This is a genomic window from Sphingobium xanthum (genome assembly GCF_019737615.1).
Lineage (GTDB): Bacteria > Pseudomonadota > Alphaproteobacteria > Sphingomonadales > Sphingomonadaceae > Sphingobium > Sphingobium xanthum.
This window is the reverse complement of the sequence record NZ_JAHKKS010000003.1, coordinates 238,159-263,675: the sequence shown is the minus strand read 5'-3', so window position 1 is coordinate 263,675 and position 25,517 is coordinate 238,159. Positions and strand designations below refer to the sequence as shown.

The 25,517-nt window shown below is 65.4% G+C and carries 27 protein-coding genes; 11 read left to right on the top strand and 16 right to left on the bottom strand.

Annotation, left to right across the window (positions count from 1 at the left end):
- Positions 1–10: 10 nt before the first annotated feature.
- Positions 11–1,165 carry a succinyl-diaminopimelate desuccinylase gene (dapE, locus tag KM135_RS07150; protein ID WP_221713299.1) on the bottom strand — a complete coding sequence of 385 codons (1,155 nt, stop codon included), beginning with the start codon at positions 1,163–1,165 and terminating at the stop codon, positions 11–13.
- 138 nt (positions 1,166–1,303) lie between these two features.
- Between dapE and KM135_RS07145 the strand changes: the two genes are divergently transcribed.
- A complete protein-coding gene (locus tag KM135_RS07145; protein ID WP_221713298.1) occupies positions 1,304–1,768 on the top strand; it encodes a cupin domain-containing protein in 465 nt (154 codons plus the stop codon).
- Between the two features lie 131 nt (positions 1,769–1,899).
- On the top strand, positions 1,900–2,508 hold the full coding sequence (gene ruvA / locus KM135_RS07140; RefSeq protein WP_221713297.1) for a Holliday junction branch migration protein RuvA: 609 nt from the start codon (positions 1,900–1,902) through the stop codon (positions 2,506–2,508).
- An 11-nt stretch (positions 2,509–2,519) separates the two neighbouring features.
- On the opposite strand, the gene KM135_RS07135 is transcribed toward ruvA, so the two are convergent.
- Entirely contained in the window at positions 2,520–3,026 is a 507-nt protein-coding gene (locus KM135_RS07135) for a heme-binding protein (RefSeq protein WP_221713296.1), read from the bottom strand.
- Between the two features lie 128 nt (positions 3,027–3,154).
- On the opposite strand from KM135_RS07135, the gene ruvB reads away from it, so the two are divergent.
- The 7 genes from ruvB to pal all read left to right on the top strand — a co-directional run bounded on the left by ruvB (position 3,155) and on the right by pal (position 8,815).
- Positions 3,155–4,174 carry a Holliday junction branch migration DNA helicase RuvB gene (ruvB, locus tag KM135_RS07130; RefSeq protein WP_221713295.1) on the top strand — a complete coding sequence of 340 codons (1,020 nt, stop codon included), beginning with the start codon at positions 3,155–3,157 and terminating at the stop codon, positions 4,172–4,174.
- 181 nt (positions 4,175–4,355) lie between these two features.
- Complete coding sequence (ybgC, locus tag KM135_RS07125; RefSeq protein ID WP_221713294.1) at positions 4,356–4,814, top strand: tol-pal system-associated acyl-CoA thioesterase; 459 nt, start codon at positions 4,356–4,358, stop codon at positions 4,812–4,814.
- Between the two features lie 22 nt (positions 4,815–4,836).
- A complete protein-coding gene (gene tolQ, locus KM135_RS07120) occupies positions 4,837–5,559 on the top strand; it encodes a protein TolQ (protein WP_221713293.1) in 723 nt (240 codons plus the stop codon).
- Complete coding sequence (locus KM135_RS07115) at positions 5,556–6,020, top strand: ExbD/TolR family protein (protein WP_221713292.1); 465 nt, start codon at positions 5,556–5,558, stop codon at positions 6,018–6,020. Before tolQ ends, KM135_RS07115 begins: the two co-directional genes overlap by 4 nt.
- 9 nt (positions 6,021–6,029) lie before the next feature.
- Complete coding sequence (locus KM135_RS07110) at positions 6,030–6,836, top strand: TonB C-terminal domain-containing protein (protein ID WP_221713291.1); 807 nt, start codon at positions 6,030–6,032, stop codon at positions 6,834–6,836.
- A complete protein-coding gene (tolB, locus tag KM135_RS07105) occupies positions 6,833–8,176 on the top strand; it encodes a Tol-Pal system beta propeller repeat protein TolB (RefSeq protein WP_221713290.1) in 1,344 nt (447 codons plus the stop codon). The genes KM135_RS07110 and tolB overlap by 4 nt, the downstream gene beginning before the upstream one ends.
- Before the next feature lie 123 nt (positions 8,177–8,299).
- Complete coding sequence (gene pal, locus KM135_RS07100; RefSeq protein WP_221713289.1) at positions 8,300–8,815, top strand: peptidoglycan-associated lipoprotein Pal; 516 nt, start codon at positions 8,300–8,302, stop codon at positions 8,813–8,815.
- Between the two features lie 54 nt (positions 8,816–8,869).
- Here pal and KM135_RS07095 read toward each other — a convergent pair whose 3' ends face one another.
- Together KM135_RS07095 and KM135_RS07090 are read right to left on the bottom strand one after the other, a co-directional pair.
- Complete coding sequence (locus tag KM135_RS07095) at positions 8,870–9,172, bottom strand: hypothetical protein (RefSeq protein ID WP_221713288.1); 303 nt, start codon at positions 9,170–9,172, stop codon at positions 8,870–8,872.
- A 28-nt stretch (positions 9,173–9,200) separates the two neighbouring features.
- Entirely contained in the window at positions 9,201–12,056 is a 2,856-nt protein-coding gene (locus tag KM135_RS07090; protein ID WP_221713287.1) for a M16 family metallopeptidase, read from the bottom strand.
- Positions 12,057–12,556: 500 nt separating this feature from the next.
- Here KM135_RS07090 and KM135_RS07085 point away from each other — a divergent pair, with 500 nt between their 5' ends.
- Entirely contained in the window at positions 12,557–13,513 is a 957-nt protein-coding gene (locus KM135_RS07085) for a hypothetical protein (protein WP_221713286.1), read from the top strand.
- Between the two features lie 131 nt (positions 13,514–13,644).
- On the top strand, positions 13,645–15,357 hold the full coding sequence (locus tag KM135_RS07080; RefSeq protein ID WP_425517002.1) for a M28 family metallopeptidase: 1,713 nt from the start codon (positions 13,645–13,647) through the stop codon (positions 15,355–15,357).
- Positions 15,358–15,384: 27 nt separating this feature from the next.
- On the opposite strand, the gene KM135_RS07075 is transcribed toward KM135_RS07080, so the two are convergent.
- The 12 genes from KM135_RS07075 to KM135_RS07020 all read right to left on the bottom strand — a co-directional run bounded on the left by KM135_RS07075 (position 15,385) and on the right by KM135_RS07020 (position 25,348).
- Complete coding sequence (locus KM135_RS07075; RefSeq protein ID WP_221713285.1) at positions 15,385–15,921, bottom strand: DUF4199 domain-containing protein; 537 nt, start codon at positions 15,919–15,921, stop codon at positions 15,385–15,387.
- A gap of 112 nt (positions 15,922–16,033) precedes the next feature.
- Positions 16,034–16,459 (bottom strand): response regulator transcription factor, encoded by a 426-nt coding sequence (locus KM135_RS07070; protein ID WP_246605804.1) that lies wholly within the window; start codon positions 16,457–16,459, stop codon positions 16,034–16,036.
- Between the two features lie 138 nt (positions 16,460–16,597).
- The gene (locus tag KM135_RS07065; RefSeq protein WP_221713284.1) at positions 16,598–16,852 is read right to left on the bottom strand and encodes a hypothetical protein; all 255 of its coding nucleotides are present in this window, start codon (positions 16,850–16,852) and stop codon (positions 16,598–16,600) included.
- A gap of 34 nt (positions 16,853–16,886) precedes the next feature.
- Positions 16,887–17,936, bottom strand: a complete 1,050-nt coding sequence (locus KM135_RS07060; RefSeq protein ID WP_221713283.1) for a chemotaxis protein CheB — start codon at positions 17,934–17,936, stop codon at positions 16,887–16,889.
- Positions 17,937–17,960: 24 nt separating this feature from the next.
- Entirely contained in the window at positions 17,961–18,401 is a 441-nt protein-coding gene (locus tag KM135_RS07055) for a chemotaxis protein CheW (protein ID WP_221713282.1), read from the bottom strand.
- A gap of 31 nt (positions 18,402–18,432) precedes the next feature.
- Entirely contained in the window at positions 18,433–18,795 is a 363-nt protein-coding gene (locus KM135_RS07050; RefSeq protein WP_221713281.1) for a response regulator, read from the bottom strand.
- A 23-nt stretch (positions 18,796–18,818) separates the two neighbouring features.
- Positions 18,819–19,370: a chemotaxis protein CheD gene (locus tag KM135_RS07045; protein WP_221713280.1), complete on the bottom strand. Its 552-nt coding sequence runs from the start codon at positions 19,368–19,370 to the stop codon at positions 18,819–18,821.
- On the bottom strand, positions 19,367–20,422 hold the full coding sequence (locus KM135_RS07040) for a protein-glutamate methylesterase/protein-glutamine glutaminase (protein WP_221713279.1): 1,056 nt from the start codon (positions 20,420–20,422) through the stop codon (positions 19,367–19,369). Before KM135_RS07040 ends, KM135_RS07045 begins: the two co-directional genes overlap by 4 nt.
- Positions 20,419–21,282, bottom strand: a complete 864-nt coding sequence (locus tag KM135_RS07035) for a CheR family methyltransferase (RefSeq protein WP_221713278.1) — start codon at positions 21,280–21,282, stop codon at positions 20,419–20,421. Before KM135_RS07035 ends, KM135_RS07040 begins: the two co-directional genes overlap by 4 nt.
- Positions 21,279–23,594, bottom strand: coding sequence for a chemotaxis protein CheA (locus KM135_RS07030; protein ID WP_221713277.1), 2,316 nt, complete (start codon positions 23,592–23,594; stop codon positions 21,279–21,281). The genes KM135_RS07035 and KM135_RS07030 overlap by 4 nt, the downstream gene beginning before the upstream one ends.
- A 20-nt stretch (positions 23,595–23,614) precedes the next feature.
- Positions 23,615–23,872: an STAS domain-containing protein gene (locus KM135_RS07025; protein ID WP_221713276.1), complete on the bottom strand. Its 258-nt coding sequence runs from the start codon at positions 23,870–23,872 to the stop codon at positions 23,615–23,617.
- Between the two features lie 27 nt (positions 23,873–23,899).
- Entirely contained in the window at positions 23,900–25,348 is a 1,449-nt protein-coding gene (locus tag KM135_RS07020; RefSeq protein ID WP_246605803.1) for a methyl-accepting chemotaxis protein, read from the bottom strand.
- Positions 25,349–25,517 lie beyond the last annotated feature (169 nt).

The following is a 25,517-nucleotide window of genomic DNA, read 5'->3' as shown; positions in this document are numbered from 1 at the left end:
CAGGCGTTGGTTAAGATCGCGTTGGAATGGCTGCGATGATGCGGCCATAGATTCGCGTGAGCTGCTCCAGATCGGGCAGGGCGACCGCCTCGTCCAGCTTGTGCATCGTCGCGTTGACCAGGCCAAACTCGACCACGGGGCACAGGCGGCTGAGGAAGCGAGCATCGGACGTGCCGCCGCTGGTCGACAACTCGGTCGCGATACCGGTTTCCGCTTCGATCGCCTCGCTGATGAGCGAGGAGAAGGCGCCCGGGGGAGTCAGGAACGCCTCGCCGCTGATCTTCGCTTCCAGCACGCCGCCTTCCGGCTCGACGATCGCGCGGATGCGCTCGACCAGCGCCTCGCCGCTGTGCAGATCATTGAAGCGGATCGAGAGCCGCGCGCTCGCCTTGCCGGGGATCACATTGGTCGCCGGATTGCCGACATGCAGATCGGTGATCTCGATATTGCTCGGCTGGAACCAGTCGGTGCCGGTGTCCAGCTCGATCGCCTCGATCGCGCTCAGGATGTGCAGCAGCGGCGAGATCGGGTTATGGGCGAGGTGCGGATAGGCGACATGGCCCTGCACGCCCGGCACGGTGATCCACATGTTGACCGAGCCGCGCCGGCCGATCTTGATCGTGTCGCCGAGGCGGTTGACCGAAGTCGGCTCGCCCACAAGGCAGAGGTCCGGCTTGACGCCGCGCTCGGCCATATGCGCCATCAGCGCTCGGGTGCCGTGGATGGCGTCGCCTTCCTCGTCACCAGTGATGAGCAGGCTGATCGTACCCGGCTGCGCCTCGGCGCGCGCGACGGCCGCGACGAAGGCCGCGATCGATCCCTTCATGTCGACGGCGCCGCGGCCGTAGAGCAGTTCGCCGCGTGTCTGCGGCGCGAAGGCGTCGCTCGTCCAGCCGTCGCCGGGCGGCACGACATCGAGATGGCCGGCAAAGGCGAAATGGGGACCGTCACCGGCACGGCGAACGGCGAGCAGGTTCTCGACCGGCCCTTCCGGCGCCTCGCCATCCAGGAAACGCTCGACCGAGAAGCCGAGCGGCGCCAGCATCGCTGCGAGGCAATCGAACACGGCACCGGTCGCTGGCGTGATGGACGGGCAAGCGATCAGGGCGCTCGCCAGCGCGGCAGGATCGGTCAGGGTGAGGACGGGAGCAGGCTGCACGGTCATTGCCGCCGCGTTAGAGCATTTGCGCCCTTCTGATCCAGCGTCATCGTTCGTTACCGGTCGCCGGCTCTCCCTTTGATCGCCGGCATCCGCTACAGAGAGGCGTGGCCGTGCCGCCGTCCCCTCGCGAAGGCTCCATATATGCCCAAGATCGATCTCGATGCGTTCGCACAGCTCAATTCCACCGGCTATCCGCCGCCGTTCGACGAGCCGGTGGCGGGGCGCTGGCAGCGGCGCGTCGGCGCGCGGCTCGGCCTCACGGCGCTCGGCGCCAGCCATGTGGTGCTCAAGTCCGGGGCATGGTCCTCGCAACGCCACTGGCATGCGGGTGAGGATGAGTTTCTCGTGATGCTCTCGGGCGAGGCGGTGCTGGTCGAGAATGCGGGCGAAACGCTTCTACGCGCGGGGGATTGCGCGGCATGGCCGATGGGGCTGCGTAACGGGCATCATCTGGTCAACCGCAGCGAGGAGGATTGTGCGTTTCTCTGCTTCAGCGCGGGGGACCGTGAGGCGGGCGGGGCTTATTCCGACATCGACATGATCTTCACGACGGAGGGCTATAAGCACAAGGATGGGACGCCTTATCCGACGCGGCGGTTGCGATAGGGAGATGTTTCTCCCCGTCATCTTGCGGGGGGAGTAGTAGGCCATGACGGCAAAAGGCTCATTTGCCGCTGCTTTCTCCTTTCCAGATGGAAACAGTGGAAACGAAGCGGGAACATCGCTAGACCCACTGCATGATCGCGCATTTGAAGGGCCTGCTCGTTTCTACCGGACTGGATAGCGCGGTCATCGACGTTGGCGGCGTCGGCTATCTTGTTGGCATGTCCAGCCGCAGTCTCACGGCGCTCAGCGGCATCGGCGAAGCCGTCACCGTCCATACCGAGATGCTGGTGGGCGAAGATTTCCTCCGGCTGGTCGGCTTTGCAAGCGAGACGGAGCGGGACTGGTTCCGCCTGCTGACCGGGGTCCAGGGTGTGGGCGCCCGTGTCGCGCTGGCGATCCTCTCCGCGCTCGATCCGACCGACCTTCAACGCGCGATCGCGGCGCAGGACAAGGCGATGGTCGCGCGCGCCAATGGCGTCGGCCCCAAGCTTGCCGAGCGCATCGTGCGCGAGCTCAAGGACAAGGTCGGCCTGATCGCGACATCGCCGCTGGCGATCGGCGGGGGCGTCGGCGCGCCGGCCGCGAGCGGGGCGCAGGTCGATGCGCTGGCGGCGCTGGCCTCTCTGGGGTTCAAGCCTGGCGAAGCCTCGGCGGCCGTCAGCGCCGCGCTGGACGAACTCGGCGATGGCGCGAGCCTCGACGCGCTGGTGCGGATGGCCCTGCGGAAAGCGGCGAAGTGACGCCGCGCGCCTTATTTCAGACGCCCGGCAATCGCCTTGATCGCCGGCTCGGCGCAGGCCTCGTCCTTCTCGCCGCCCGGCGCGCCGGAGACGGCGATGGCGCCGATCTGCTCGCTGCCGGCCATAAGCGGCAATGCGCCGCGCCACGGGAACGGCATTTTCGGATCTGCCTTCACTTCGGCATCGAGCTTGGCGTCGGTCTTCATCCGGTCGGCGATCGTGCCGCTGGAGACCTTGTATTTGATCACCATCGCGGTCTTGCTGGCGACGATCGCCTGCGTGCGCGCGCCGACGCCGTCGGCCGAGAGCAGGGCGACAGGAATGCCCTCGCTGTCGCTCACCTGCACGGTCGTTTTGTAGCCATTGGCGAGGCAAGTCTTGATCGCGATCTGCGCGGCCTCGACGGCAAACTCCAGCGCCGGACCCTTGGCGCGGGGCGGAGGCGGCGCGGGCTGGGCGAGCACGGGCGCGGCGATGGCGCTCAGCAGCAGGGTCTTGGCGATCGTCGAAAACTGCATGGTCCGGCTCCTCTTCCCGTTGACGCTGCGTCTCGCAGGGCTCTCGATGCGAGGGCGTATCAAGCCGCCTCGCCCTGCGCAATCACGAGACGGATGGAAAAGCGCCCGCATGCGGATATGAGACGGGCATGAGCTCCTCGCCGCTCCTCTCGCCCAATCGCGCGGCCGACGATGCCGATGCCGCGCTGCGCCCCAAGACGCTCGATGAATTCGTCGGGCAGAAAGTGGCGCGCGAAAATCTGCGCGTGTTCATTGCCGCGGCCAAGGCGCGGGGCGAGGCGCTCGATCATGTGCTGTTCTTCGGCCCGCCGGGTCTCGGCAAGACGACGCTGGCGCAGATCGTCGCGCGCGAAATGGGCGTCGGCTTCCGCTCCACCTCCGGCCCGGTGATCGCCAAGGCGGGTGATCTGGCGGCGCTGCTCACCAATCTGGACGAGGGCGACGTGCTCTTCGTCGACGAGATTCACCGGCTCAATCCGGCGGTCGAAGAAATCCTCTATCCGGCGATGGAAGATCGCGCGCTCGATATCATGATCGGCGAAGGCCCCTCCGCCCGATCGGTGCGGATCGACCTGCCGCACTTCACGCTGGTCGGCGCGACGACGCGGCAGGGCCTGCTGACGACGCCGCTGCGCGACCGGTTCGGCATTCCGGTGCGGCTGAATTTCTATGCGGTGGACGAGCTGGAACAGGTGATCGCGCGCGCCGCGCGGCTGCTGGCGCTGCCGATCGCGCCCGATGGCTGCTCGGAGATCGCGCGGCGGGCGCGGGGTACGCCGCGCATCGCCGGGCGGCTGCTGCGCCGGGTACGGGATTTCGCCCATGCCGCCGGGCACGACATTGTCGATGCGGCCGCAGCCGACCATGCGCTTTCGCGGCTCGACGTCGATCATCTCGGCCTCGACACGATGGACCGGCGCTATCTGCGCATGATCGCCGATATCTACAAAGGCGGGCCGGTCGGCGTGGAGACATTGGCGGCAGGGCTTTCCGAGCCGCGCGACACGATCGAGGACGTGATCGAGCCGTTCCTCCTCCAGCTCGGCCTCATCGCGCGTACGGCGCGGGGGCGAGTGCTGAACGGCCCGGGCTGGAAGCATCTCGGCCTCAATCCGCCCGAGGGTGGCCAGGACGGTCTGTTCGACTGACGTTGCGTCGCGGATTTGGTGTTTCGGTGTGAAAAGATACGGATCGTCCCGTCCTCCGAAAGGGTCGGCTCGTCGGCGATCGTCGGTCGAGGGGCGGTATAAGTCCCTAAATTACTGCATCTTTTCGACGAAACGAGAACAGGGGTTTCCTCCGCGACTCGGCTCGTTTAGGGTTCCCGCCATGGCGGCGCCAACGGAACTTCTACCCGCCTCGGGTTTTTTCGAGAGCGGGGAGCACCTGTTTCCTGTGCGCGTCTATTATGAGGATACCGACCTGTCCGGCGTCGTCTATCATGCCAATTTCCTGCGCTATATGGAGCGCGCCCGCTCCGACATGCTGCGCGTGGCGGGCATCGATCAGCGCGCGGCGCTGGAGGAAGGGCTCGGCAATTATGCCGTGGTCGAGGTCGATATCCGCTATCGCGCGCCGGCCCGCCTCGATGATGCGCTCACCGTGCGCAGCCATGTGACGGCGGTGAGCCCGGCGCGCTGCGTCATTGCACAGTCCGTGCAGCGCGGGGAAACCCTTCTCACACAGGGCAGCGTGACCGTTGCATTCGTGGATCCCGCCGGCCGTCCGCGCCGGCAGCCGGCGCAATGGGTGGAGAGGTTCCGCTCGCTCGCGCCCGGCATCGCCTGACTTTCGGAGACCAGTCGCACTCATGACCTTGCCGCTTTTCCTTGCCGCCGCCGTGCCGCCCTCGACGCCTGCCGCCGGGCCGATCACGCTCTCGCCGGTCAGCCTGTTCCTCGAGGCGGACATCGTCGTGAAGATCGTCATGATCGGCCTGCTGCTCGCCAGCGTCTGGACTTGGGGTATCATCGTGAGCTTCACCGCGCGCCTAGGCCGCGCGCGCAAGCGCAGCGAGGAATTCGAGCGAGCCTTCTGGCAAGCGCAGGACATGGACGCCTTCGTCAAGGATCGCGGCAAGGACGATGCGCCGAGCGCGGCCGTTTTGCAGGCGGGTATTTCCGAATGGCGGCGCTCGACGGCCAAGCGGGGCCTCAGCGCCGAGGGCACGCGCGATCGACTCGCGACGGCGATGGGATCGGCCGTGGCCACCGCCATCGACAAGATTTCGGACCGGCTGAACGTCCTCGCCACCATTGGATCGGTGGCGCCCTTCGTCGGCCTGTTCGGCACGGTCTGGGGCATCATGCGCAGCTTCACCGCCATTGCCGGCGAACAGAACACCAGCCTTGCGGTCGTCGCGCCGGGCATTGCGGAAGCGTTGTTCGCGACGGCGATCGGCTTGTTCGCGGCCATTCCGGCGGTCATTGCCTATAACCGCCTCAGCCATGGCGTGAACCGGCTCGAAGCGCGGTTGCAGCGCTTCGCCGACGGGCTCTACACGACCTTCAGCCGGGAGCTCGAAGGCGCATGAGCATGGGCCTGCCTTCCAGTCGTCGGGGCGGACGTCGCGCGCCGATGGCGGAGATCAACGTGACGCCGCTGGTCGATGTCATGTTGGTGCTGCTCATCATCTTCATGGTGACGGCGCCGCTTCTGGTGACCGGCGTGCCGATCAAGTTGCCGGAATCGCGGGCCAAGGCGCTCGATCAGGACCAGAAGCCGACGATCCTCTCGATCGACGGCGAGGGCGCGCTGTTCGTCAATGACGAGCCGGTGCCGATGGACCAGCTGCCCGAGCGCCTCGTCGATCTGCGCAACCGGCTCGATCCTTCCGAGCAGCTGTTCCTGCGCGCCGATGCCTCGCTCGACTACGGCTCGGTCATGCAGGTCATGGGCGAACTCAATCGCGCCGGGCTCGATCGGGTCGCGCTGGTGACGACGGGCATGGGTGGCACCGGCTCGTCCACCGCGCGTTCATCTGGCGAAGAATAGGCGGGTTCCATGGACCGCAGCGAACGCCTCGGCCTCGGTGTCTCGACAGCAGGGCATGTCCTGCTGTTCGGAGCGCTGTCGCTCGGCCTGCTGCAGACGAGCGTCACGTTGCCGCCGCCGCAGCAGACGATCGACGTCTCAATCGCCGACGATGTCGCGCTCACCAGCATGACGCCCAATCCCTCGACCGCCGAGCCGGAAGCGGCTCAGGCACCGGAAATCGGCGCCTATGAGCCCGATGCCGCGCCGTCCGAGCCGGTCGAGGCTGCGCGCGTCGTCGAGCCCGAGCCGGCGCCCCGCGCGATCGAGCCGAAACCAAAGCCGCAGCCGCGCCAGCAGGCCAAGCCCACGCCCGCCAAGGTCACGCAGCCGCCCAAGCCTGCGCCCAAGCCGCAGCGGGCCTCGCGCCTCGGTAATGACTTCCTGAAGGGCCTCGACGATGCGCCGCCTGCGCGCAATCCCGCGCCTGCGGCGGGGGCCAATGCACCGATGGGTCAGGCGGCCGTCCGCGCCCTCAATGCCGAGATAAACCGGCAGATCAGACCGTTCTGGCGCCCGCCTTCCGGCGCGGACGCCGATCGGCTCGTCACGCTGCTCAGCGTGCATCTCGATCGCAACGGCGGTGTCGTGGGGCAGATCGAGGTCGTCGGGCAACAGGGTCTTACCGCGAGCAACCGCGCCCAGGCCGATCTCCATGCCGAGCGCGCTGTTCAGGCTGTGATGCGCGCTTCCCCGTTCAGGAACCTGCCACCCGAATATTATGACGAGTGGAAGTGGCTTCAGCCCCTCAGATTCGACGCGAGACTTGCCCAATGACCAATTCAGCGATCCGCCGCTTGTTCCTCTCCGCTGTGCCAGCAGTCGCGGTGTGGTTCTCCGCTCCCGCCGCTGCGCAGCTCAGCGTTGACGTCACGGGCCAGATCGAAAACGAAACCCGCATCGCGATTCCAGCCATGCCCACGCAGCAGAATGTCGAGACGCCTGCCGGATCGACCGACCTGCTTGGCCAGAAGATCGCCGAAGTGATCGCCAACGATCTGCGCGGCAGCGGCCTGTTCGCGCCGGTCGGCCCGGACGGATTGCAACGCCCCACCATGGCGGAAGTGACCGCGCCGGCCTTCGGCACATGGCGCGGGCGCAATGTCGAGGCGCTGGTGCAGGGCTTCGTGCGCTCCTCGGGCGGCGATGCGCAGATCACGGTCGGCTGCTATCTCTACGATGTCGCGCTCGGCACCGAACTGACCCGGCAAGGCTATGTCGTGGCGCCGCGCGACTGGCGCCGGGCCGCGCACCGCTGCGCCGACCTCGTCTATTCGCGCCTGACCGGCGAGAGCCCGTTCTTCGACAGCCGCATCGCCTATATCGCCGAGACGGGCCCCAAGGATGCGCGCGTCAAGCGTCTGGCGATCATGGATTCGGACGGCGCCAATCACCGCTTCATCACCAATGGCCAGTCGATCGCGCTGACGCCGCGCTGGTCGCCCGACTACAAGCAGATCGCCTATGTGAGCTATGTCGGCCGCTCGGTGCGCATCTATACCTATGATGTCGATCAGGGCCGCCAGCGCGCAATCTACGAATCCACCAACGCCACCTTCGCGCCGCGCTGGTCGCCGGACGGGCGGACCTTGCTGTTCTCTATGGCGAGCGGCGGCAATACCGACATCTACAAGATACCCTCGACGGGTGGCACCCCGGTGCGCCTCACCAACACGCCGGGCATCAATGTCGGCGGCTCCTTCTCGCCGGACGGCACCAAGATCGTGTTCGAGAGCGATCGCTCGGGCGGGCAGCAGATCTACACGATGAATGCCGATGGGTCGGATCAGCGCCGCATCAGCTTCGGCGGCGGACGCTATGCGACGCCGGAGTGGAGCCCGCGCGGCGACCTCATCGCTTTCACCAAGATTGCCGGCAATTTCCGCATCGGCGTGATGAACACCGGCGGCGGGGGCGAACGGCTGCTGACCAATGGCTGGCAGGATGAGGCGCCGACATGGTCGCCCAATGGCCGCGTGCTGCAGTTCTTTCGCACCAGCGAGGGGCGCGGAGGGCGCTCGTCCGTCTGGCAGGTGGACCTGACCGGCGTCAACGAACGGCGCATCGGCACGCCCGTCGACGGCTCGGATCCCAGCTGGGGACCGCTCCTACAATGATCATTTGGGAACGGACGTTAATCTTGGGTGTTGACTAGACGGTAAGATGCCCCAAGCATGAGATGAACCGTTCGTCGCAGAATTTCACTCAGAAGAATGAGCCAGAAACAAGGAGAAGCCCCCATGCGCAAGATATCCGCGATATTGCTCATTTCCAGCGCCGCCCTCGCCCTGTCCGCCTGTTCCAAGAAGGCGCCCGAGGATATTCCCCCGCCGCCGGCCGATACGGCTCCGCCGCCGACCACGCCAACAACCCCGACGCCGACCGGCCCGGCAGCGGGCAGCCAAGCCGACTTCCTTGCCAGCGTCTCGGCCGACCGCATCTTCTTCGATACCGACAAGAGCGATATCGACGATGAAGATCGCGCCACGCTGCGCAGCCAGGCCGAATGGTTGCTGCGCTATCCGCAGAAGCGTATCACCGTCGAAGGCCATGCCGACGAACGCGGCACGCGCGAATACAACATCGCGCTCGGCGAGCGCCGCGCCAACTCCGCGAAGAACTATCTCGCCGCGCTCGGCATCGATCCGGCCCGCATCTCGACGATCAGCTACGGCAAGGAGCGCCCGGCGGCGCTCGGATCGGACGAGGCGAGCTGGGCGCAGAACCGCCGCGCCGTGACCGTCACGGTCGAGTGATATGAGAAGGGGCGGCCAGGGCCGCCCCTTTTTCGTTCCGGCTTTTTCGGCGGTTCAGCCCCGCCGCGTTCCCGACATGGTAAGCTGACCGAACGCACCGGCATCGATCGTGCCGGTGATGGCGCCGTCCGTGACGACGGCTTCGGCCGTCAGCGTCATCGGCATCGGCATGGTCATTTCCATCACCCAGGTCAGGCGGTTGCCGTCGACCTTGCCTTCTTTGACGTCCAGCGAGCCGAGCGGGCCGGCATTGGTGCCGTTGAACCGATCGCCATCGCTGATGACGGTGAAGACGCTGGGCTGATCGCCCATCGGCGTCTTGGTGATGATGTCATAAGCGCCGTCGACTTTGGACATGGCTCTCTCCGTTGTGCGTTGATCCGTCCTATTTCGCGGGTGCGCCCGTCGAGTCAATCTCCGTCACCGGCATGCCCAGCTTGTCGAGCTGTCCCTTGATCTGCGCCTTGTCGCCGACGACGATCCAGCTGAGCTTGGCGGGATCGATGAGCGCGCGCGCCGCCTTGTCCATCTGGGCGGGCGTCAGCGTGCTGAAGCGCGGGCCGAGCGTCTCGACATAGGTGAACGGGCGGCCATAAAGCGCGTCCGACTGCATCTGGCCCAGCACCGATCCGGTCGTCTCGAACAGAGCGGGAAGCTGCGCGATCTCGCCCTTCACGACGCGGGAAAACTCCGCGGGCGTGACGCCCTTGGCGCCGAGGAACTGGACTATGTCGTCGCGCATCGCGGCGATCGCGGGGCCGGTCTGGTCGGCCTGCACCGGTGCCGTCACCACATAGGGGCTGCGCTCGGCGCGGCTGATCAGATAGGAGCGCACGCCATAGGACCAGCCCTTGGTCTCGCGAATGTCGGTGTTGAGGCGCGAGAGGAAATCGTCGCCGAGCACGGTGTTCGCGGCGTTGAAGGCGATGAGGTCGTCGCCGCCTTTGGCCGTGGTGACGAAGCCGCCGACGATCATCGATTGCGGCGATTGCGGGCGGTCGATCAGATAGATGCCGGGCTTTGCGGGCGGGATCGCCACCGAGAAGTCCTTGCGCGGTTTCATGCGGCGATTTTCCGCCCAGGCGCCGAAGCGCGCATCGAGCAGCGGCTTGATCTCGTCCATGGTGACGTCACCCGCGACGAAGATCTCGGCCTTGCTGGGGACCAGCCAGTCGCCATGATAACCGACGAGGTCCTCGCGCGTGATCGCCTTGACCGAGGTCTCGTCGCCCCGACCGCTGCCCGGGTTCCCGTAAGGATGCGCCGGGCCGTAGAGCAAAGGATAGATGGCGCGATTGGCGAGGCCCGAGGGCTGCGTCTTTTCCGATGCGATGGCGGTGAGCTGCGCCGCGCGCAGGCGTTCGATCTCGCCGGGCGCGAAGGCCGGGTTGCGGATCACGTCCTGCAGCAGGTCGAGCGAGGGCTGCAGGTTGGCCTTGAGCGCGAACAGCGAGACCGAGGTGCGGTCCATGCTCTGGCCGGTGGAGATATTGGCGCCGAGCCGCTCCTGCTCCTCGGCGATCTGGATGGTCGAGCGCGTCGTCGTGCCTTCATCGAGCAGGCTCAGCATGAGCGATCCGGTGCCGGGGCGGTCCTTGCGGTCGCTGGCGATGCCGGCATCGAAGCTCACCGCGATCTGCACCGTCGGCACGGTCGTGCGGCGCGCGAGATGCAGCTTCACGCCGTTGGAGAGCGTCGTCGTCTCGACGGTCGGGAAATCGAGCGCGGGATTGGCCGTGACACCGGGGAGCTTCAGGGTCGGCGTGGGCGGCGTCTCGGCCTTCGCGCTGTCCTGGCTTCCGGGAGCGCTGACGGCAGCATCCTCATAGGCCTCGCGCTCGCCCGGCTCGACCTTCAGCGCATAGACCGGGCGGGTCAGCCAGCGCTTCATGGCGTCGGTCACGGCGGCGGGCGTCGCCGATGCGATGGCGGCAAGGTCCTTCTTGTACTGCGCCGGATCGCCCGAATAGAGCAGGCCCTCGGCGAGCGTCACCGCCTTGCCGCTGAAGCCACCGACGACTTCAAGCCCGGCGAGTTCGCCCGAGACCTGCCGCGTGGCGACGCGGGTCACTTCGTCGGCAGTCGGGCCGGTCTTGATGAAATCGGCCATCATCTCGTCAAGGCGCTTCTCAACGAGCGCGGGATCGACGCCCGGCTTCACGTCGGCGGTAACTTCGACAAAGCCGATCTGCTCGAACTGCTGGAGACCGGCCGTCACCTGCACGGCGATCTGCTCCTTGCGCACCAGCTCATTGTCGAGCCGCGAGCTGGCGAGGCCGCCGAAGACGGAGGCGCCGACCGCGAGCAAGGTCGAATCCTTGTCGTTGCGGCCGGGCGTCACCCACATGCGGAAGATGCGCGTGGTAGCGACGCGGTCCTTCATCACCTGATCGATCCGCTTGGGCAGCGTCGGCACCGGCGAGACCACCGGCTTCACCACCGGCCCGGCGGGGATCGCGCCGAAATATTTCTCCACCTTCGCCTTGGCGGTCGGCACGTCGATGTCGCCGGCGAGGACGAGAATGGCGTTGTTGGGACCATAATTGTCGCGGAACCAAGTCTTCACGTCGTCGAGGCTGGCCTTGTCGAGATCGGCCATCGATCCGATCGTGCTGTGCGCATAGGGATGCTCGGGCGGGAAGAGCGCGGCGAGCTGGGCATATTCGACGAGGCCATAAGGCTGGTTGTCGCCCTGGCGCTTCTCGTTCTGGACGACGGCGCGCTGCGCATCGAGCTTGGTCTGCGTGACCGCGCCGAGCAAATGGCCCATGCGGTCCGCCTCGATGAACAAGGTCATGTCGAGCGCGCCGACCGGGACCGTCTCGACATAATTGGTGCGATCGAACCAGGTCGAGCCATTGGTGCCGCTGGCGCCCGCTTCGCTGAGCGGCTGCTGGAATTCCGGCACATTCTCCGATCCGCCGAACATCAGATGCTCGAAGAGATGCGCGAAGCCCGTCTTGCCCTTGGGCTCGTTCTTGGAGCCGACGCGATAATAGACGGTGACGCCCACGACCGGGGCCTTGCGATCGGTATGAACGATGACGCGCAGGCCGTTCGACAGCGTGAACATCTCATAGGGAATATCGACGCGCTTAACGAGCTCGGACAGGGGGGCGGGCTTGACGACGCTCGCCGACTGGGCGCCGGACTGCGCCGTGGCCGGTATGGCGGTCGCGAATGCGAGGCTGCATGTGCCGGCGAGAATGAGGAAGGTGCGCGTCCGGGCGAAGGAAAGCATGCAAATCTCCAAGAACATAGTCCGACAGGCCGCTAGCGGCGCATCCATGAATATCCGCCGAACATAGCCGCCTTGCGCCCGCGCGCAATGCGGCACCGATGCATCTTTATGGAGACGGGACTCGGGAGTGCTCCGGCGCGCATGTTGGACCCGCGTCGCCGACCCAGGGCGTAGGTGTGCAGCAAAAAGGTCTAATCCCAACAGCTTAGAATGGCTCCGATCTATATTTGAACGCTTTTGTCCCAGTATGAAACATGATATTATTGGGCAGCGTTAGATCTGTCTCTCTCCACTCGGGAATGGAGGTTGCTATGGTCTGGAAGCTTTCCGATATAAATCGCACAATTTTCAGGAAGAAACTAATTGCGTTTGCTCTGGCTGGGCTATTTTCCGGGCCAGGATACGCTGATCCTTCCTTCAATTTCTTCAAGAATAGTTATGAATATTATGGACCGGGAGATGTTCTTCTCTGGAGTTCGGTGTCATCTGATTGGGGTTCGGTGACGGTGACCTATGAAGGGACGTCGCTGCCGCAATATCTGAACCTGTCGATCAACGGCTCCTGGAAGATCGCCAATATGTCGCTGGGTGCCTATCAGGGTATCGGCAGCGAGACTTCCGTCACATTCAATTTCGGAATCGACGGACCGGTCGGCACCTCGATCGACTATGGCTTTTCGATTACCGACACGCCGATGGGCGCCCCGGTCGATGCTTTCGATGCGATCCTGCAGCCGCGCGACATGATCGGCAGCCAGAATCAGGGCGGTGTCGCATGGCTTCTTGGCATCGCGCCGGGGCTTCTGATCGGCGGGCCGCTTATGGACGGCGGGCTGCACCAGCGCTTTCCCAATCAGGACTGCGACACCATGCATTGCTCGCCGGCGTCTGTGTCGAACAGCCTGCAATGGCTGAACAGCAAATATGGCCTGAAGATGCCGGCCGACAAGATCACCATCGATGCGCTGGCCAAGGTGTTCGGCACTACCAAGAACGGCACGCCGCTGCCCTGGTGGGACAAGAAGGAGAAATATCTGAAGGACGAGAAGCTGCCCGTTTATCAGGTGGTGACGACCTCGATCGAGGAAGCGTTGAAGGCGATCAAGGCCGGCAAGGATCTGGAGCTCAATACCCAGCCGCATGCCGCCGCGGTGGTCGACATCAAGAAACTCGATGACGGCCGCTACGAGATCGCCGTTGCCCATGACACCAAGCAAGGGCCTTCAGGCGCCGGCCAGTCCGGCGCGGGCGGCACGGTCATCGAGAAAGGCATCTTTGACCCCAAGACCGGCAAGATCAACGGCATCACCTGGATGGACGGACAGACGCTGACCAATTTCGTCGTGGAGGCTCCGATACCGGAACCGGCGACCTGGCTCATGCTGGTGACAGGCTTCGGCTTGCTCGGGTCGCGGTTGCGCGTCTCGCGCGGACGGCAAGGGCTTTCGTTCTCCTAGAATTGCCGAATGAGCTGGGACTGGGCGTCGGGTGCCGCTGTGCCCCGGCGCCACTTCGTCTGTCATGGGGTGGACAGCCGAGAGAGGGCGGCTAATGTCGCATGCAGCCTCCCTTTCGGACACTTTCGCTTATGATCTGGCGCCGTTTTCCGCTTCTGTTGCTCGCTTGCCTTTCCACTTTTCCGATCGCCGCGTCGGCTCAGACCGCGCCCGCCCCACCGGCGCTCGTCGCCGAGAAGGACATGCCGGCCGATCCGCGCTTCTCCGCTGATCGCGTGAAGGCAGATGTCGCGTTTCTTGCCGATGATCTGCTCGAAGGGCGCGATACCGGCAGCATCGGCTACGAGATCGCCGCGCGCTATGTGGCGCAGCGCTTCGCCTCGCTCGGGCTGACGCCGCTCGGGGATCGCAAGGACGGCAAGTCCGACTGGCTACAGCGCGTCACGTTCCAGAAGACCGAGCGGCTCGACGTGCCGTCGGGCATCGCCGTCACCGGCCCGGCGGGCAGCGCTAGCTTCGCCCATGCGGTCGACAGCTTCGTCGGCGTCAGCGCCAATGAGCCCAGGCTGGACGTCTCCGCGCCGCTGGTGTTCGTCGGCTACGGTTTCAAGAACGACCGCCTCGGCATCGACGATTACAAGGGCCTTGACGTCAAGGGGAAGATCGTCGTGATGCTGCGCGGCTTCCCGGAGGGTCTGCCGAGCGAGCCGGCCGCCTATCTGGTGAACAGCAAGTACAAGTTCGCGCAGGCGCATGGCGCGATCGGCGTGATCCAGATCGACACCGACCAGTCGGCGAAGATGCGGCCCTGGGAGCGGCGGATCAGCTCGGCCTTCCAGCCGAGTTTCTCCTGGGTCGGGCCGGACGGCAGGGCGTTCGACGAGACGCCGAACATTCGCGTCGGTGCGAGCGTCAGTGACAAGGCCGCGCAGGCCATGTTCGCCGGCGCGGCCCGATCGCTGGCGCAGGTCCGCAAGGAAGCCGGCCGCAAGGGGGCGCGGCCCACGGGTTTCGCGCTCAAGACCAGCGCGCGGATCTTCGGCGAGAGCAAGAGCAGCCGCGTTACCAGCCCCAATGTCGTGGCGATGATCCCCGGCAGCGATCCCGCGCTTGCCGGCGAATACGTGATCCTCTCGGGTCATCTCGATCATATCGGCGTCAGCCCGGCCAAACCCGATGATGCGCCCGGCAAGGACCGGATCAACAATGGCGCGCTCGACAATGCCGCCGGCGTCGCGACCTTGATGGAAGTCGCCCATGTGATGGCGAACGAGCAGAACAAGCCGCGCCGTTCGGTCATTTTCCTCGCCTCAACCGCCGAGGAGAAGGGCCTGCTCGGCGCCGACTATTATGCGCGGCATCCGACCGTGCCGATCGAGAAGATCGTCGGTAATGTCGATCTCGACATGCCGGTGCTGACCTACAGCTTCGTCGATGTCACCGCTTATGGCGCCGATCATTCGACGCTGGGGGCGCTGACGGCGCAGGCCGTGGCGCCGATGAAGGTGACGGTCGCGCCCGATCCGATCCCGGAAGAGACGGTGTTCGTGCGGTCGGACCATTATATGTTCGTGCAGCAGGGGGTCCCTGCCGTGTTTCTCGCGACCGGTTTCGGCAATGGCGGCGAGGCCGCCTATCGCCGGTATGACGGCGACAATTATCATCAGGTCGGCGACGACATGAACCAGCCGATCGACTGGCGGGCCGGCGCGCGGTTCGCCGAAGCCAATTATCGGATCACGCGCGCCATGGCCGATGGCGACACGCCGCCGCTCTGGCTCAAGGGCGATTTCTTCGGCGATCTCTTCGCACCCAAGGCGAAGAAGGCCGAGCCGGGCAAGTAAGTCCGGCTCAGCCCGGAATGCGGTCGCTTAGGATGCCGGCTTGCGTCCCGGCAAGAAGCGGGGATTGTGCAGCAGCGCGGCGCTGATCAGCGAGACGAGCACGCCGACCGGAAAAATCTCGGTGAAGGTGATCGGCAGGCGAAACAGCGGATTGGCATAGTCGCTCTGGAGTTTCCGCATCTCCGCCGTGAATGTCGCAAGCGCCTCGGCGCTCACGCCCTTCGCCTTCTCGGCGGCAATGGCACCGTTCACATAGTCGCCGATGAAGTCGCCCGGCAGCAGCGGCCGGAGCACTTCCCAGGACAGCACATAGAGGATGCCGGCAACGATGCTGATGCCGAGACCCAGACCGAAGCCTGCCCAGAAGCCGATGACGCCGCCCTGCTCGTCCCGCCGACGCTTGATCGCGACGAACACCGTGCTCAGCGCGATCAGCATCGTCGAATAGCCGATCGCCATGCCCCAGGCGCCACTGAGGTCCTTGGCGAAGGGAATGGTCATGGCCATCAGCACGCCGACGATGACGCCCCCGATGATTCCGTATTTTAGTATGTCGCGCAGCATGTTCCTGTCTCCTGTCCTCTGCTGATGGCGCGAAGAGGCGCATGAAGCCTTGCGAAATCAATCGCCCGAAAGGGTGATTCTGCAGCGCTAGCCCATATGGCGGACGCGATTTTCAGGGAATGATGCCGAGCTCGCGCGCCCGCTGGATTGCGTCCGTGCGGCGCCTGGCGGCCAGCTTCTCGAAGAGGCGACCGACATGACTCTTTACCGTGTGCGGCGAGACATGCAGCCGGTCGGCAATTTCCTTGTTGCTGTGCCCGGCCGCCAGCTCCTTGAGAACGGCAAGCTCGCGCGGGCTGATGCCGAGACTGGCGAGTGCCTGCGGATTACCGTCGAAAGGAAGCGGCGCCGGCCGGCGCAGCGCGCTCGCGCCGACCGCGACGCCGATGCCGAGGAACAGGGCGGCGATCAGGAAGATGTAGATGGCGAGGCTCTGCGTGCGGGCGAGCCAGAGATAGTCGAGCCCTTGCAGGACGAGGGTGCCGGCGGCGAGCAACGCTCCATAGCCCGCCATCCGCCAGATCGTCGTTCGCCCCATGCGCGCCTGTTTATCAAGCGACAGGCGTCCCGACAAAGGGCTGCGTGCAAGTGCAGCGCATGAAACGAGAGAGCGCCGCCCGGCTGGCGTCGGGCGGCGCGCTTCGAATATCAGGCGTGCGAGACGCTGTGTCTCGGATCACATGTTCTGCGACTGACCGGGCTCGGCCAGACGCAGGGCGAGATCGCCAAGCGGACTATTGGCAGCGGCATCCCAGAAGTCCGTCGCTCGCAGCACGGCGGCAATGCCCTGCTGGCGCTGCATGAGCAGGTCGAGTTCCTGCAGCGTGTCCATATGTCGCGATGCGACTGCCGGATCTCCGCACAGCAGTGCGCCCATCCGCTCGACATCGTGGCACATGCGATCGAGTTCGGCGGCAAGCCGATCCCGCATATCCATACACATCACTGGAGTGCCGACGAAAATCTCAGGCGGCGACGGCTTCATCGTCGCCCCGAATGATGTAGCGACCGAGCGTTTCCGCGGGGAGCGTCCTGGTCGCGGGGCACTTTATCCGGGCGGCATCGATCCGTTCGCTCACCAGCGCGGTTTTGGGATCCTGCGCAAGCGCACGGCCCTTGATGGCGTTGATCGCGCCGAGGCCGGCCGCGCCGTCCTGACCGCCGCCCGAGAGCATGACGGCCGTAGCCTTCGCGCCGGCGGTTTTCGCGACGGAGGCGAACAGCAGGTCGCCCGACGGCCGGTGGCCATTGACCGGATCGCGATCGACGAAGCGGATCGCTCCGTTCGGCCAGCGGTCCACGACGATGTGCTTGGTCGGATCGGCCGCGACATAGACGGTGCCCGGCTGCAACTCGATGCCATCGGTGGCGACCTTGACTTCCGGTGCGATCTGCTTGGCGAGACGCGCTGCGAACGGCACGCCGAGGCCTTCGTCCACCTCGAGCATGAGGATGGTCGGCGGGCAATTGGCGGGGAACGCCGTCAGCATCTCCGAAGCCGCCTCGATGGCGCCCATCCCGCCGACGATCGTCACCAGCGAACCGTCCCAGCGATAGGGCTGGGGTTCGCCGGAGTTGATGGCCGCCTTCGCGGTCGGCTTGAGCCGCGCTTCGAGGTTCGACTTGGCGGCGGTCAGCACGACCTTGCGCAGCTTGCCCGAGATCGCCTCAAATTCCTCCATCGAGGTCTTGGTCGGTTTGGGGAAACAATCGACCGCGCCCATTTCCAGCGCCATCAACGAAACTTCGGCGCCTTTCTGGGTCAGCGTGGAGAGCATCACGACCGGCAGTGGGTCGGTCGACATGATTTCCTTCAGAAACTCGATCCCGTTCATGCCCGGCATTTCAATGTCCAGGGTGATGACGTCGGGCTTGTATTCCTTGATCATGTCGCGCGCTTCGTCCGCGCCATTGGCAGCGCCGACGACCACGAGATCCTTGCCGTTTTCGAGCGCGTTCGTGAAGAGTGCCCGCATTGTGATCGAATCGTCGACCACGAGTACCTTGGTAACCATTGTTTTTGCGTCCCCGTTCTAGGTTTAGGCTGCCTCGCGCAGATCGAAATCTGTCGTCAGCGACGGCAGGTTCAGGACCATGACCATGCGCTCATCGATGGCGACCAGGCCTTCCAGGAACGGCACGACCGAGTCCTGGCTCGTGGCCGGCGGCGGCTGCAGCGATTCGCTGTCGATGGTGGCGATGTCGCTGACGGCATCGACGGTCAGCCCGCGGAATTGCTCGTTCACCTGCGTGACGATGATGACATGCCGCGCCGTGGGTTCGGTCGTGCGCCAGCCCAGCCGGGCGGCGAGGTCGAACACCGGCAGCACCGTGCCGCGCAGATTGACCACACCGGCAATATAGTGCGGTACATGCGGCAAGCGCGTCGTGGGCGTCCATGCGCGAATTTCGCGGATCGCCATGATGTCGATGCCGAAGATCTGGTTTTCGACCTCGAACGTGATCAATTGCCTGTTCATCTCTTTGCTCCGGCCAATGGGGTGATGATGTTCAATGGGAGACGCGCCGCACGGCGCTCGCCAGCTTTTCCGCGTCAAAGGGCTTCACGATCCAGCCCGTCGCCCCGGCAGCGCGCGCACGCGCCTTTTTCTCGTCGGAACTCTCGGTTGTGAGCACGAGGATCGGACGGTCGCGATGGCGCTCGTCGGCCCGAAGTTTCTCGATCAGGCCGAAGCCGTCCAGCTTCGGCATGTTGATGTCGGTGATGATGACATCGGGCTCATTGTCCTTCAGCCACTCGAGCGCGGCCAGCCCGTGCTCGGCCTGATCGACCGCGAACCCGTGCCCCGTAAGCGCGTGAAGCAGAAGCGCACGCATGCTGGCGCTGTCATCGACTGTGAAAACTTTGATCATGCCTAACCCCTACCCGGAAATGGTTAAAAAAGTTCAACATCGCCACGATCAGTCGCAGGCCGCTGGAGCACCGGACGCGCGACTTCGACCTGTTCCTTGAGAACCCGGCAACGGACCCGGCCTTGCGCGGGAATGAAGTCCACGCGCCGCGCCGTCGTGCCGCCAAGATCCATATGAAATAGCTGAATATTTTCCCGCGCGAGGAAGTCCTGGGCGAACTGCGCATTGGCCGAGCCGATCTTCTGCATGTTCGCGTGCAGATTGGCGCCGCCATAGAGGTGCGCCTTGATGCTCTGCTTGCGTACGCCCTGGCTCAACATGCCGTTGATCAGCACTTCCATCAGATACACGCCATAATGCTCGTCGACCTTGACCGAGCCTTCGGCCGGTCCCGGCTCGGAAAGCAGGAAGTGGTTCATGCCGCCGACGCGCATGACCGGGTCGAACATGCAGCATGCCACGCAGCTGCCGAGCACCGTCGTCATCATGACGTCTGTGGCGCGGCTGATCTCGACATTGCCCTGCATGACGCTGAGCCGCTTCAGGCCGTCGCTGACGGGGCGCTGAATGGTCATGCGGTCACCATGGACAGCACGCGCGAGGCGATCTGCGTGAGCGGCAGCACTTGCGAAGCCGCGCCGAGCGCGATCGCCGCGCGCGGCATGCCGAACACCGTGCAACTCGCCTGGTCTTGCGCGATCGTGAAGGCGCCGGCGCGATGCATGGCGAGCAGGCCGTTCGCGCCATCGCTGCCCATGCCGGTCAGCAGGATGCCGACGGCGCGAGCGCCCGCCACGTCTGCAACGGATTGGAACAGGGCATCGACGCTCGGCCGATGACCGGAAATCGGATCGCCCTGGCGCAATTTGGCGACGAAGCCGGGATTGCCGCCCGTGACGCGGAAATGCAGTTCATTGGTCGGCGCGAAATAGATATGGCCCTGCCGCAGCGGCAGGTCCGCGTCGGCAAGCTGGACGCGCGGACGGCAGAGGCCATCCAGGCGGCGTGCGACGGCGCCGGCGAAATTGGCGTTGATGTGCTGGACGATCACCGTCGGCGGGCAATCTTCCGGGAATTCGGTCAGCAGCGTTTGCAACGCTTCCACGCCGCCGGTGGAGGAACCGATGGCGATGAGGTCCGTCTTGCCGTGGCGAACCGCGCTCGGTGCGGCAACGCTCAGCGCGGCAACGCTCGGCGCGGCAGAGAGCGGCGCGGTCGGGGTGCGACGGCGGCTGGAAGCCGCGACCCGGATCCGGCTGGCGAGCTCGCCATTGTCACCCTTCAGCAAGGCGCCCGCGCTGCCGTCAGGCTTTGCGTAGCAGTCTATGGCACCGATCGCGAGCGCCTGCGCGGTGGCGTCGGCGCCCTTCTGCGTCAGGCCCGAAACGATCACCACCGGCGTCGGGCGCAGGCGCATCAGCTTCTCGAGGAACTCGAGGCCGCTCATGCCGGGCATCTCGATGTCCAGGGTCACGACGTCCGGATCGAGTTCCTTGATCTTGACGCGAGCTTCCATGGCATCCGCGGCGGTCCCAACCACCTCGATGTCTCGCTCTCCCCCCAGCAATTGCGTGAGGACGGCGCGCATCGTCGCTGAATCATCGACGATCAGGACGCGAATGCTCATTTGGTCCCCCTGACGTAAATCGTGTTGCCGGCCGGCTCGAGCATCGCGCTCGCTTGTCCGGTCACGCGCTCGCTATGGCCGATGTAGAGAAAACCGCCGGGCCGCAGGGCCTCGGCGAAGCGCGCCACGAGGCGCTCCTTGGTCGGCTGATCGAAATAGATCATCACATTGCGGCAGAAGATGATGTCGAACTGCCGCTTCATCGGCCACGGTCCGAGCAGGTTCAGCGGCAGGAATTTTGCAAGATCGCGCACTTCCTGCTTGATCTGGACGGCATTGCCGTCGCGCTCGGTCCACAAGTTGCGCAGCGCCTCGGGCACCGGATCGACCGCATTGGCCGCATAGCGCGCGGCGCGCGCGCCTGCGACGGCATGATCGGCCAGATCGGTGCCGAGCATCAGGAAATCGCTGTTGAAGATCCGCCGCGCATCGGCCTTGTCCGGGCCGAGCAAGGTCATCAGGATCGAATAGCCTTCCTCGCCGCTGGAGCTGCCGGCCGACCAGATGCGCACCGGATCGCCATGGGCGATCTGCGACATCAGCATCGGCCGCGAAACATCGCGGAGATGATCGAAATGATGCGCTTCGCGATAGAAGAAGGTGTGGTTGGTCGTGAGTGCGCAGACGGTCTGGTGCCGCTCCGTCGCATCGGACTCGATCAGCTTGATATAGTTCGCAAAGGTCGCGCTGTTGGATGAGCGCACCAGCGGGGCCAGCCGGGAATAGACCAGCATGGCCTTGCTGCGCTCGAGCGCGATGCCCGCCTCGCGGTGGATGATCGCGCGGATCGCCTCGAAATCAGCTTCGCCGTAGATTTGCGAACTGACGCCGGGCGGACTCTGGAATGCGGGCGCGTTCATGCGGCAAGACGCCGGGTCGCGACGGCATCAGCCACCAGCGAGTCGACATCGAGGATGAGCGCGACGCGCCCGTCACCGAGGATCGTGGCGCCGGCAACGCCGTTGACCGGGCGATAATGCGTATCCAGGCTCTTGATCACGAACTGGCGCTGATCGCGGATATTGTCGACCAGCAAGGCGGCCTGGCCGGCGGATTCGGTATCGACGATGACGAGCACCGCCTCCGTCGGATCGGTCTGCGCGCCGATCGCGCCGACATTTTCCAGGAGTGGCAGGATCGGAATGAACTTGCCGCGCACGTTCAGCATCTGACGCGAGGCGCCCATGCTGGCCACTTCCTCAGGGCGCGGACGCAAGCTCTCGACCACATGGGCCAGCGGCACGACCAGCGTCTGGTCGCCGACCGACACGATCATGCCATCCGAGATCGCCAATGTCAGCGGCAGCGCGAGCGTGAAGCAGCTGCCCTTGCCGGGATGCGATTCAATGCTGATGCGGCCGCCCAGATCCTTCACATTCTGGCGGACCACATCCATGCCGACGCCGCGGCCGGAAATGTTGGAAATGGTCGCCGCCGTCGAGAAGCCGGGCGCGAAGATCAGATTGTCGATATCCTCGTCGCTCATCTGCGCCTCGGGCGAGACCAGCCCGCGCTCGACCGCCTTGGCCAGCACGCGCTTGCGATCGATGCCCTTGCCGTCGTCGCTCACCTTGATGAGGATCCGGCCGCTGCGCTGTTCGGCGGAGAGCGTGAGGACGCCCTCGCCGGGCTTGCCGGCGGCAATGCGCTCCTCGGGCGTCTCGAGGCCGTGATCGACGGCGTTGCGGATGAGGTGTGTCAGGGGCTCGCCGAGCCGCTCGATCACCGTCTTGTCGAGTTCGGTGGCTTCGCCCTGCATTTCGAGCCGCACGCGCTTGCCGGTGGAGGTCTGCAGTTCGCGCAGCATCCTCGGCACGCGGCTGAACACCGAGCCGATCGGCTGCGCGCGGATCGCCATGGCGCTTTCCTGAATGTCGCGCGTCAGGCTTTCGAGCGTCGCCAGTTCTTCCACTGCGGCCGTGCCGGCCCAGGCGAGGCGCTGGGCCATCATTGCCTGCGCGATCACCAGCTCGCCGACGGTATCGATGAGGCGGTCGAGCTTGAACAGATCGATGCGGATCGACTGAGACGCACCCGTTGCCGCCGCAGGAGCCGCGCCCTTGTCGCCGGTGGCAGCTTCGGCGGCCGCGGCAGGCGCGGGCGCGGGTTGCGCCGCGACGGGCTCTGCCTGGGCGGCGGGCACGGGCGTCACGACCGGTTCGGGGGCAGGCGCAGGCGCAGGCGCCGCCGCTGTCGGCTTGACCTCAGCAACCGGTTCAGCCACCGGCGCAATGGCGACGACCGGTGCTGCCTCCGCGACCGGCGCGGGCGCTGGCGTTTCGATCGTCTCGGCGACATCGATCGTCGATGCCGCTTCGGCCGAGAAGCCGGCGGGCACCGGCACGTCCCAGCTCAGCTGGAAGTCGTCGCCCACGAAGTCGAACACTTCCTCGACCTTCTTGCGATCGAGCGCTTCGGGGAACAGGAAAGTCCAGGCAAGGCTGGACTCGGTGGTGTCGATCTCATCGACATGCGGCACCGCCTGCACATCGCAGTGGATGCACTGGCCGCCCAGACGCTCAAGCTCGCGCAGAAGCAATATGGGTTCGCCGCCATTGGCCATGGCCGCGTCCAGCGGACGAATGAGCAATGTCCAGCCCGGGACCGTCTCCTGCGCCGCTTCCGGCGCGGCAGCGGCCGCCTCAAGATCGACATCGTCGAGGGCCATGCCCGCCAGCATGCTGTCCAGGTCGAAATCCAGGTCGTCCCCGGCGGCCGGGGTCTCGGCCACGACGGGCTCAGCCACGACCGGCTCGGCGGCGGGAGCCGCCGGCGTTTCCTCGGCAACGTCCGGAGCCTGGACAAGAACCGCTGCCAGCTCGGCGAGCAGCGCGGCGTCGTCCGGAAGCGGCGCGCCGTCGCGCACGGCCAGGAAATGGTCGTTCAGCATATCGAGCGCACGCAGCAGCAGATCGACGAGGCTGTCCTCGATCGGCAGGATGCCGTCGCGGACGTCCGACAAGGTCGTCTCGAAGCCGTGCGTGAATGCCTGCAAGGCAGTGAAGCAGAAGGCGCCCGCGCCACCCTTGATGGAGTGGACCGCGCGGAAGACGCCGTTGACGGTGTCGTCGTCATGCCGGCCTTCGCGGCATGCAGCGAGGCCCGCCTCTGCGGCGGTCAGGGCTTCCTCGCACTCGAGAAAGAAAATCCCCTGAATTTCTTCGTTGGTCACCGAAGCGGCCTCCTCAACTCTTAAAGAATGTGCTGTTCGAGCGCGGTCATGCGGCAGATGCGGCGCATCTGATCCGAAGCCGTGATGCTCAGCTTTTGCTCGGCGTGGCCGGCGGACAGGCGTGCGCTGACCAGGGTCTGCAGCATTGCCTGACCGACCTGACGCACGGCCGTGCCGTCGATGGTGATATCACCCTGGCCGATCAGCGGCCGAAGCTGCTGTGCGAGGTCATGGGCTGCCACTCTGTCGCATTTCTCGGGAAGCGAAACGACGTGCATCGCGATTATACCTTCCGTTCAGAGCGATCAGAATTCCGCCCAGTCCTCTTCGTCCCGCACCTCGGCCTTCACGGCGAGATTGCCGCGGACCACCGGGGCGGACACGGCCGCGCGGCGCGGCGCGGGCGGTGCGGACCGCGGCGCGGCGAACCCGCCACTGCTGCCGCTGGCCTTGAACCGCGCGACGATCTTCGTGAGGTCCGTGGCATTGCCGGCGAGGCTGTGCGCCGCGGCTGTGCATTGTTCGACCATCGCGGCGTTCTGCTGCGTCATGCGATCCATCTCGGAAACCGCCGCGTTGATCTGGTGCAGGCTGCTGGCCTGCGAGAGCGACGAGTCGTTGATCGAGCTCATGCGCTCACCGATATTGGCGATGCGCTGAACGATCTTGGCAAGGCAGGTGCCGGTCTCGGCGACGAGCGCAACGCCGCCGCTGACCTGCTGCGTGCTGGCCGTGATCAGTTCCTTGATGTCCTTGGCGGCATCGGCGGAGCGCTGCGCCAGGGCGCGCACTTCGTTGGCGACGACCGCGAAGCCCTTGCCGGCATCGCCGGCGCGCGCGGCTTCCACGCCGGCATTGAGCGCCAGCAGGTTGGTCTGGAAGGCAATGCCGTCGATCACGTTGATGATCTGGCCGATCTGCTCCGACGACTTCTCGATCGCACCCATCGCCGTCACGGCACGCTGGACGACCTGACCGCCTTCATCGGCTTCGCCCTGGGTCTCCGCGATCGTTGCGCGCACATTGGCGGCGTTCGAGGCCGTTTCCTGCACGACCGCCGTCACGTCCTTCATGGCGCCGGCCGCCTGCTGCAGAGCGGAGGCCTGTTCCTCGGAGCGGCGCGCAAGATCGTTCGAGGCGTCGCGAATCTCCGAAGATCCCGACTGGACGGTCGATGCCACGTCGGTGAGGCTGGAGATCACGTCGCCAAGTTCCTGCACCGCGGTATTGAAGCTGGTCTTGAGCTGAGAATATTCCGCCGGGAAATCGGCCTTCAGGCGGTAGGTCAGATCGCCCTCGGCAAGCTTGCCCAGGCCCTGTTGCAGATGGCCGATCACGGCTTCCAGATCGTGGCCCGACTGACGCAGCGTACCGCCATTCGCGCGAAACACTTCCATCGCCTTGATCATTCGGCCGACGCAATCCTCGTGATCGCTGAAGTCGAAGCGCTCGGCGAGATTGCCTGCGGCGAGGGCCTCCATGCGCAGGACGGTCTCCACATAGGGGTCGCAGATCATGCGCTTGGCGGAGGTCATGACGATCAAGGTCAGCACCGCGCCGGTCGCGACGATCCCGCCGAGGACGGCGGCGCCATAACCCATTATCGAAGCGGCAATGATCGATCCGCCGACCACGCCCGCAATCACGAGATGCGCGATCAGCAAGGCGTCGAACTTGCTACGGATCGGCGCCTTTTTCTCGAACCATTCCAGCATGAGATCGTCTTCCTCTTCAGACTTTGCGAACGGGTCCATCGGGACGCGCCGTGCGCTTTTTGAATTCCGGTCAGACCGGCATAGCGCGATACCGCTAAAGGACGGTTAACGGTGTCTAGCCCCGGTATTCCGGGGCTTTCCGTTCGGCGACGACGGCGTTCCGGGCTAAAAAAAAGGCCGCCCGAAGCGTTGCTTCGAGCGGCCGGAA

Bases quoted from the DNA above. Each gene is read 5' to 3' on its own strand.
- KM135_RS07045 (WP_221713280.1), bottom strand. From the start codon at position 19,370: ATGACCATTCAGCGCCCCGTCAGCGACGGCCTGAAGCGGCTCAGCGTC.
- tolB (WP_221713290.1), top strand. From the start codon at position 6,833: ATGACCAATTCAGCGATCCGCCGCTTGTTCCTCTCCGCTGTGCCAGCA.
- KM135_RS07055 (WP_221713282.1), bottom strand. From the start codon at position 18,401: ATGAACAGGCAATTGATCACGTTCGAGGTCGAAAACCAGATCTTCGGC.
- KM135_RS07040 (WP_221713279.1), bottom strand. From the start codon at position 20,422: ATGAGCATTCGCGTCCTGATCGTCGATGATTCAGCGACGATGCGCGCC.
- KM135_RS07050 (WP_221713281.1), bottom strand. From the start codon at position 18,795: ATGATCAAAGTTTTCACAGTCGATGACAGCGCCAGCATGCGTGCGCTT.
- ruvB (WP_221713295.1), top strand. From the start codon at position 3,155: ATGAGCTCCTCGCCGCTCCTCTCGCCCAATCGCGCGGCCGACGATGCC.
- ruvA (WP_221713297.1), top strand. From the start codon at position 1,900: ATGATCGCGCATTTGAAGGGCCTGCTCGTTTCTACCGGACTGGATAGC.
- KM135_RS07025 (WP_221713276.1), bottom strand. From the start codon at position 23,872: ATGCACGTCGTTTCGCTTCCCGAGAAATGCGACAGAGTGGCAGCCCAT.
- KM135_RS07080 (WP_425517002.1), top strand. From the start codon at position 13,645: ATGATCTGGCGCCGTTTTCCGCTTCTGTTGCTCGCTTGCCTTTCCACT.
- KM135_RS07020 (WP_246605803.1), bottom strand. From the start codon at position 25,348: ATGGACCCGTTCGCAAAGTCTGAAGAGGAAGACGATCTCATGCTGGAA.
- KM135_RS07145 (WP_221713298.1), top strand. From the start codon at position 1,304: ATGCCCAAGATCGATCTCGATGCGTTCGCACAGCTCAATTCCACCGGC.
- dapE (WP_221713299.1), bottom strand. From the start codon at position 1,165: ATGACCGTGCAGCCTGCTCCCGTCCTCACCCTGACCGATCCTGCCGCG.
- KM135_RS07135 (WP_221713296.1), bottom strand. From the start codon at position 3,026: ATGCAGTTTTCGACGATCGCCAAGACCCTGCTGCTGAGCGCCATCGCC.
- KM135_RS07095 (WP_221713288.1), bottom strand. From the start codon at position 9,172: ATGTCCAAAGTCGACGGCGCTTATGACATCATCACCAAGACGCCGATG.
- tolQ (WP_221713293.1), top strand. From the start codon at position 4,837: ATGACCTTGCCGCTTTTCCTTGCCGCCGCCGTGCCGCCCTCGACGCCT.
- KM135_RS07065 (WP_221713284.1), bottom strand. From the start codon at position 16,852: ATGCGGGATCGGCTTGCCGCCGAACTCGATCGCATGTGCCACGATGTC.
- KM135_RS07115 (WP_221713292.1), top strand. From the start codon at position 5,556: ATGAGCATGGGCCTGCCTTCCAGTCGTCGGGGCGGACGTCGCGCGCCG.
- KM135_RS07075 (WP_221713285.1), bottom strand. From the start codon at position 15,921: ATGCTGCGCGACATACTAAAATACGGAATCATCGGGGGCGTCATCGTC.
- KM135_RS07035 (WP_221713278.1), bottom strand. From the start codon at position 21,282: ATGAACGCGCCCGCATTCCAGAGTCCGCCCGGCGTCAGTTCGCAAATC.
- pal (WP_221713289.1), top strand. From the start codon at position 8,300: ATGCGCAAGATATCCGCGATATTGCTCATTTCCAGCGCCGCCCTCGCC.
- ybgC (WP_221713294.1), top strand. From the start codon at position 4,356: ATGGCGGCGCCAACGGAACTTCTACCCGCCTCGGGTTTTTTCGAGAGC.
- KM135_RS07090 (WP_221713287.1), bottom strand. From the start codon at position 12,056: ATGCTTTCCTTCGCCCGGACGCGCACCTTCCTCATTCTCGCCGGCACA.
- KM135_RS07110 (WP_221713291.1), top strand. From the start codon at position 6,030: ATGGACCGCAGCGAACGCCTCGGCCTCGGTGTCTCGACAGCAGGGCAT.
- KM135_RS07060 (WP_221713283.1), bottom strand. From the start codon at position 17,936: ATGGTTACCAAGGTACTCGTGGTCGACGATTCGATCACAATGCGGGCA.
- KM135_RS07070 (WP_246605804.1), bottom strand. From the start codon at position 16,459: ATGGGGCGAACGACGATCTGGCGGATGGCGGGCTATGGAGCGTTGCTC.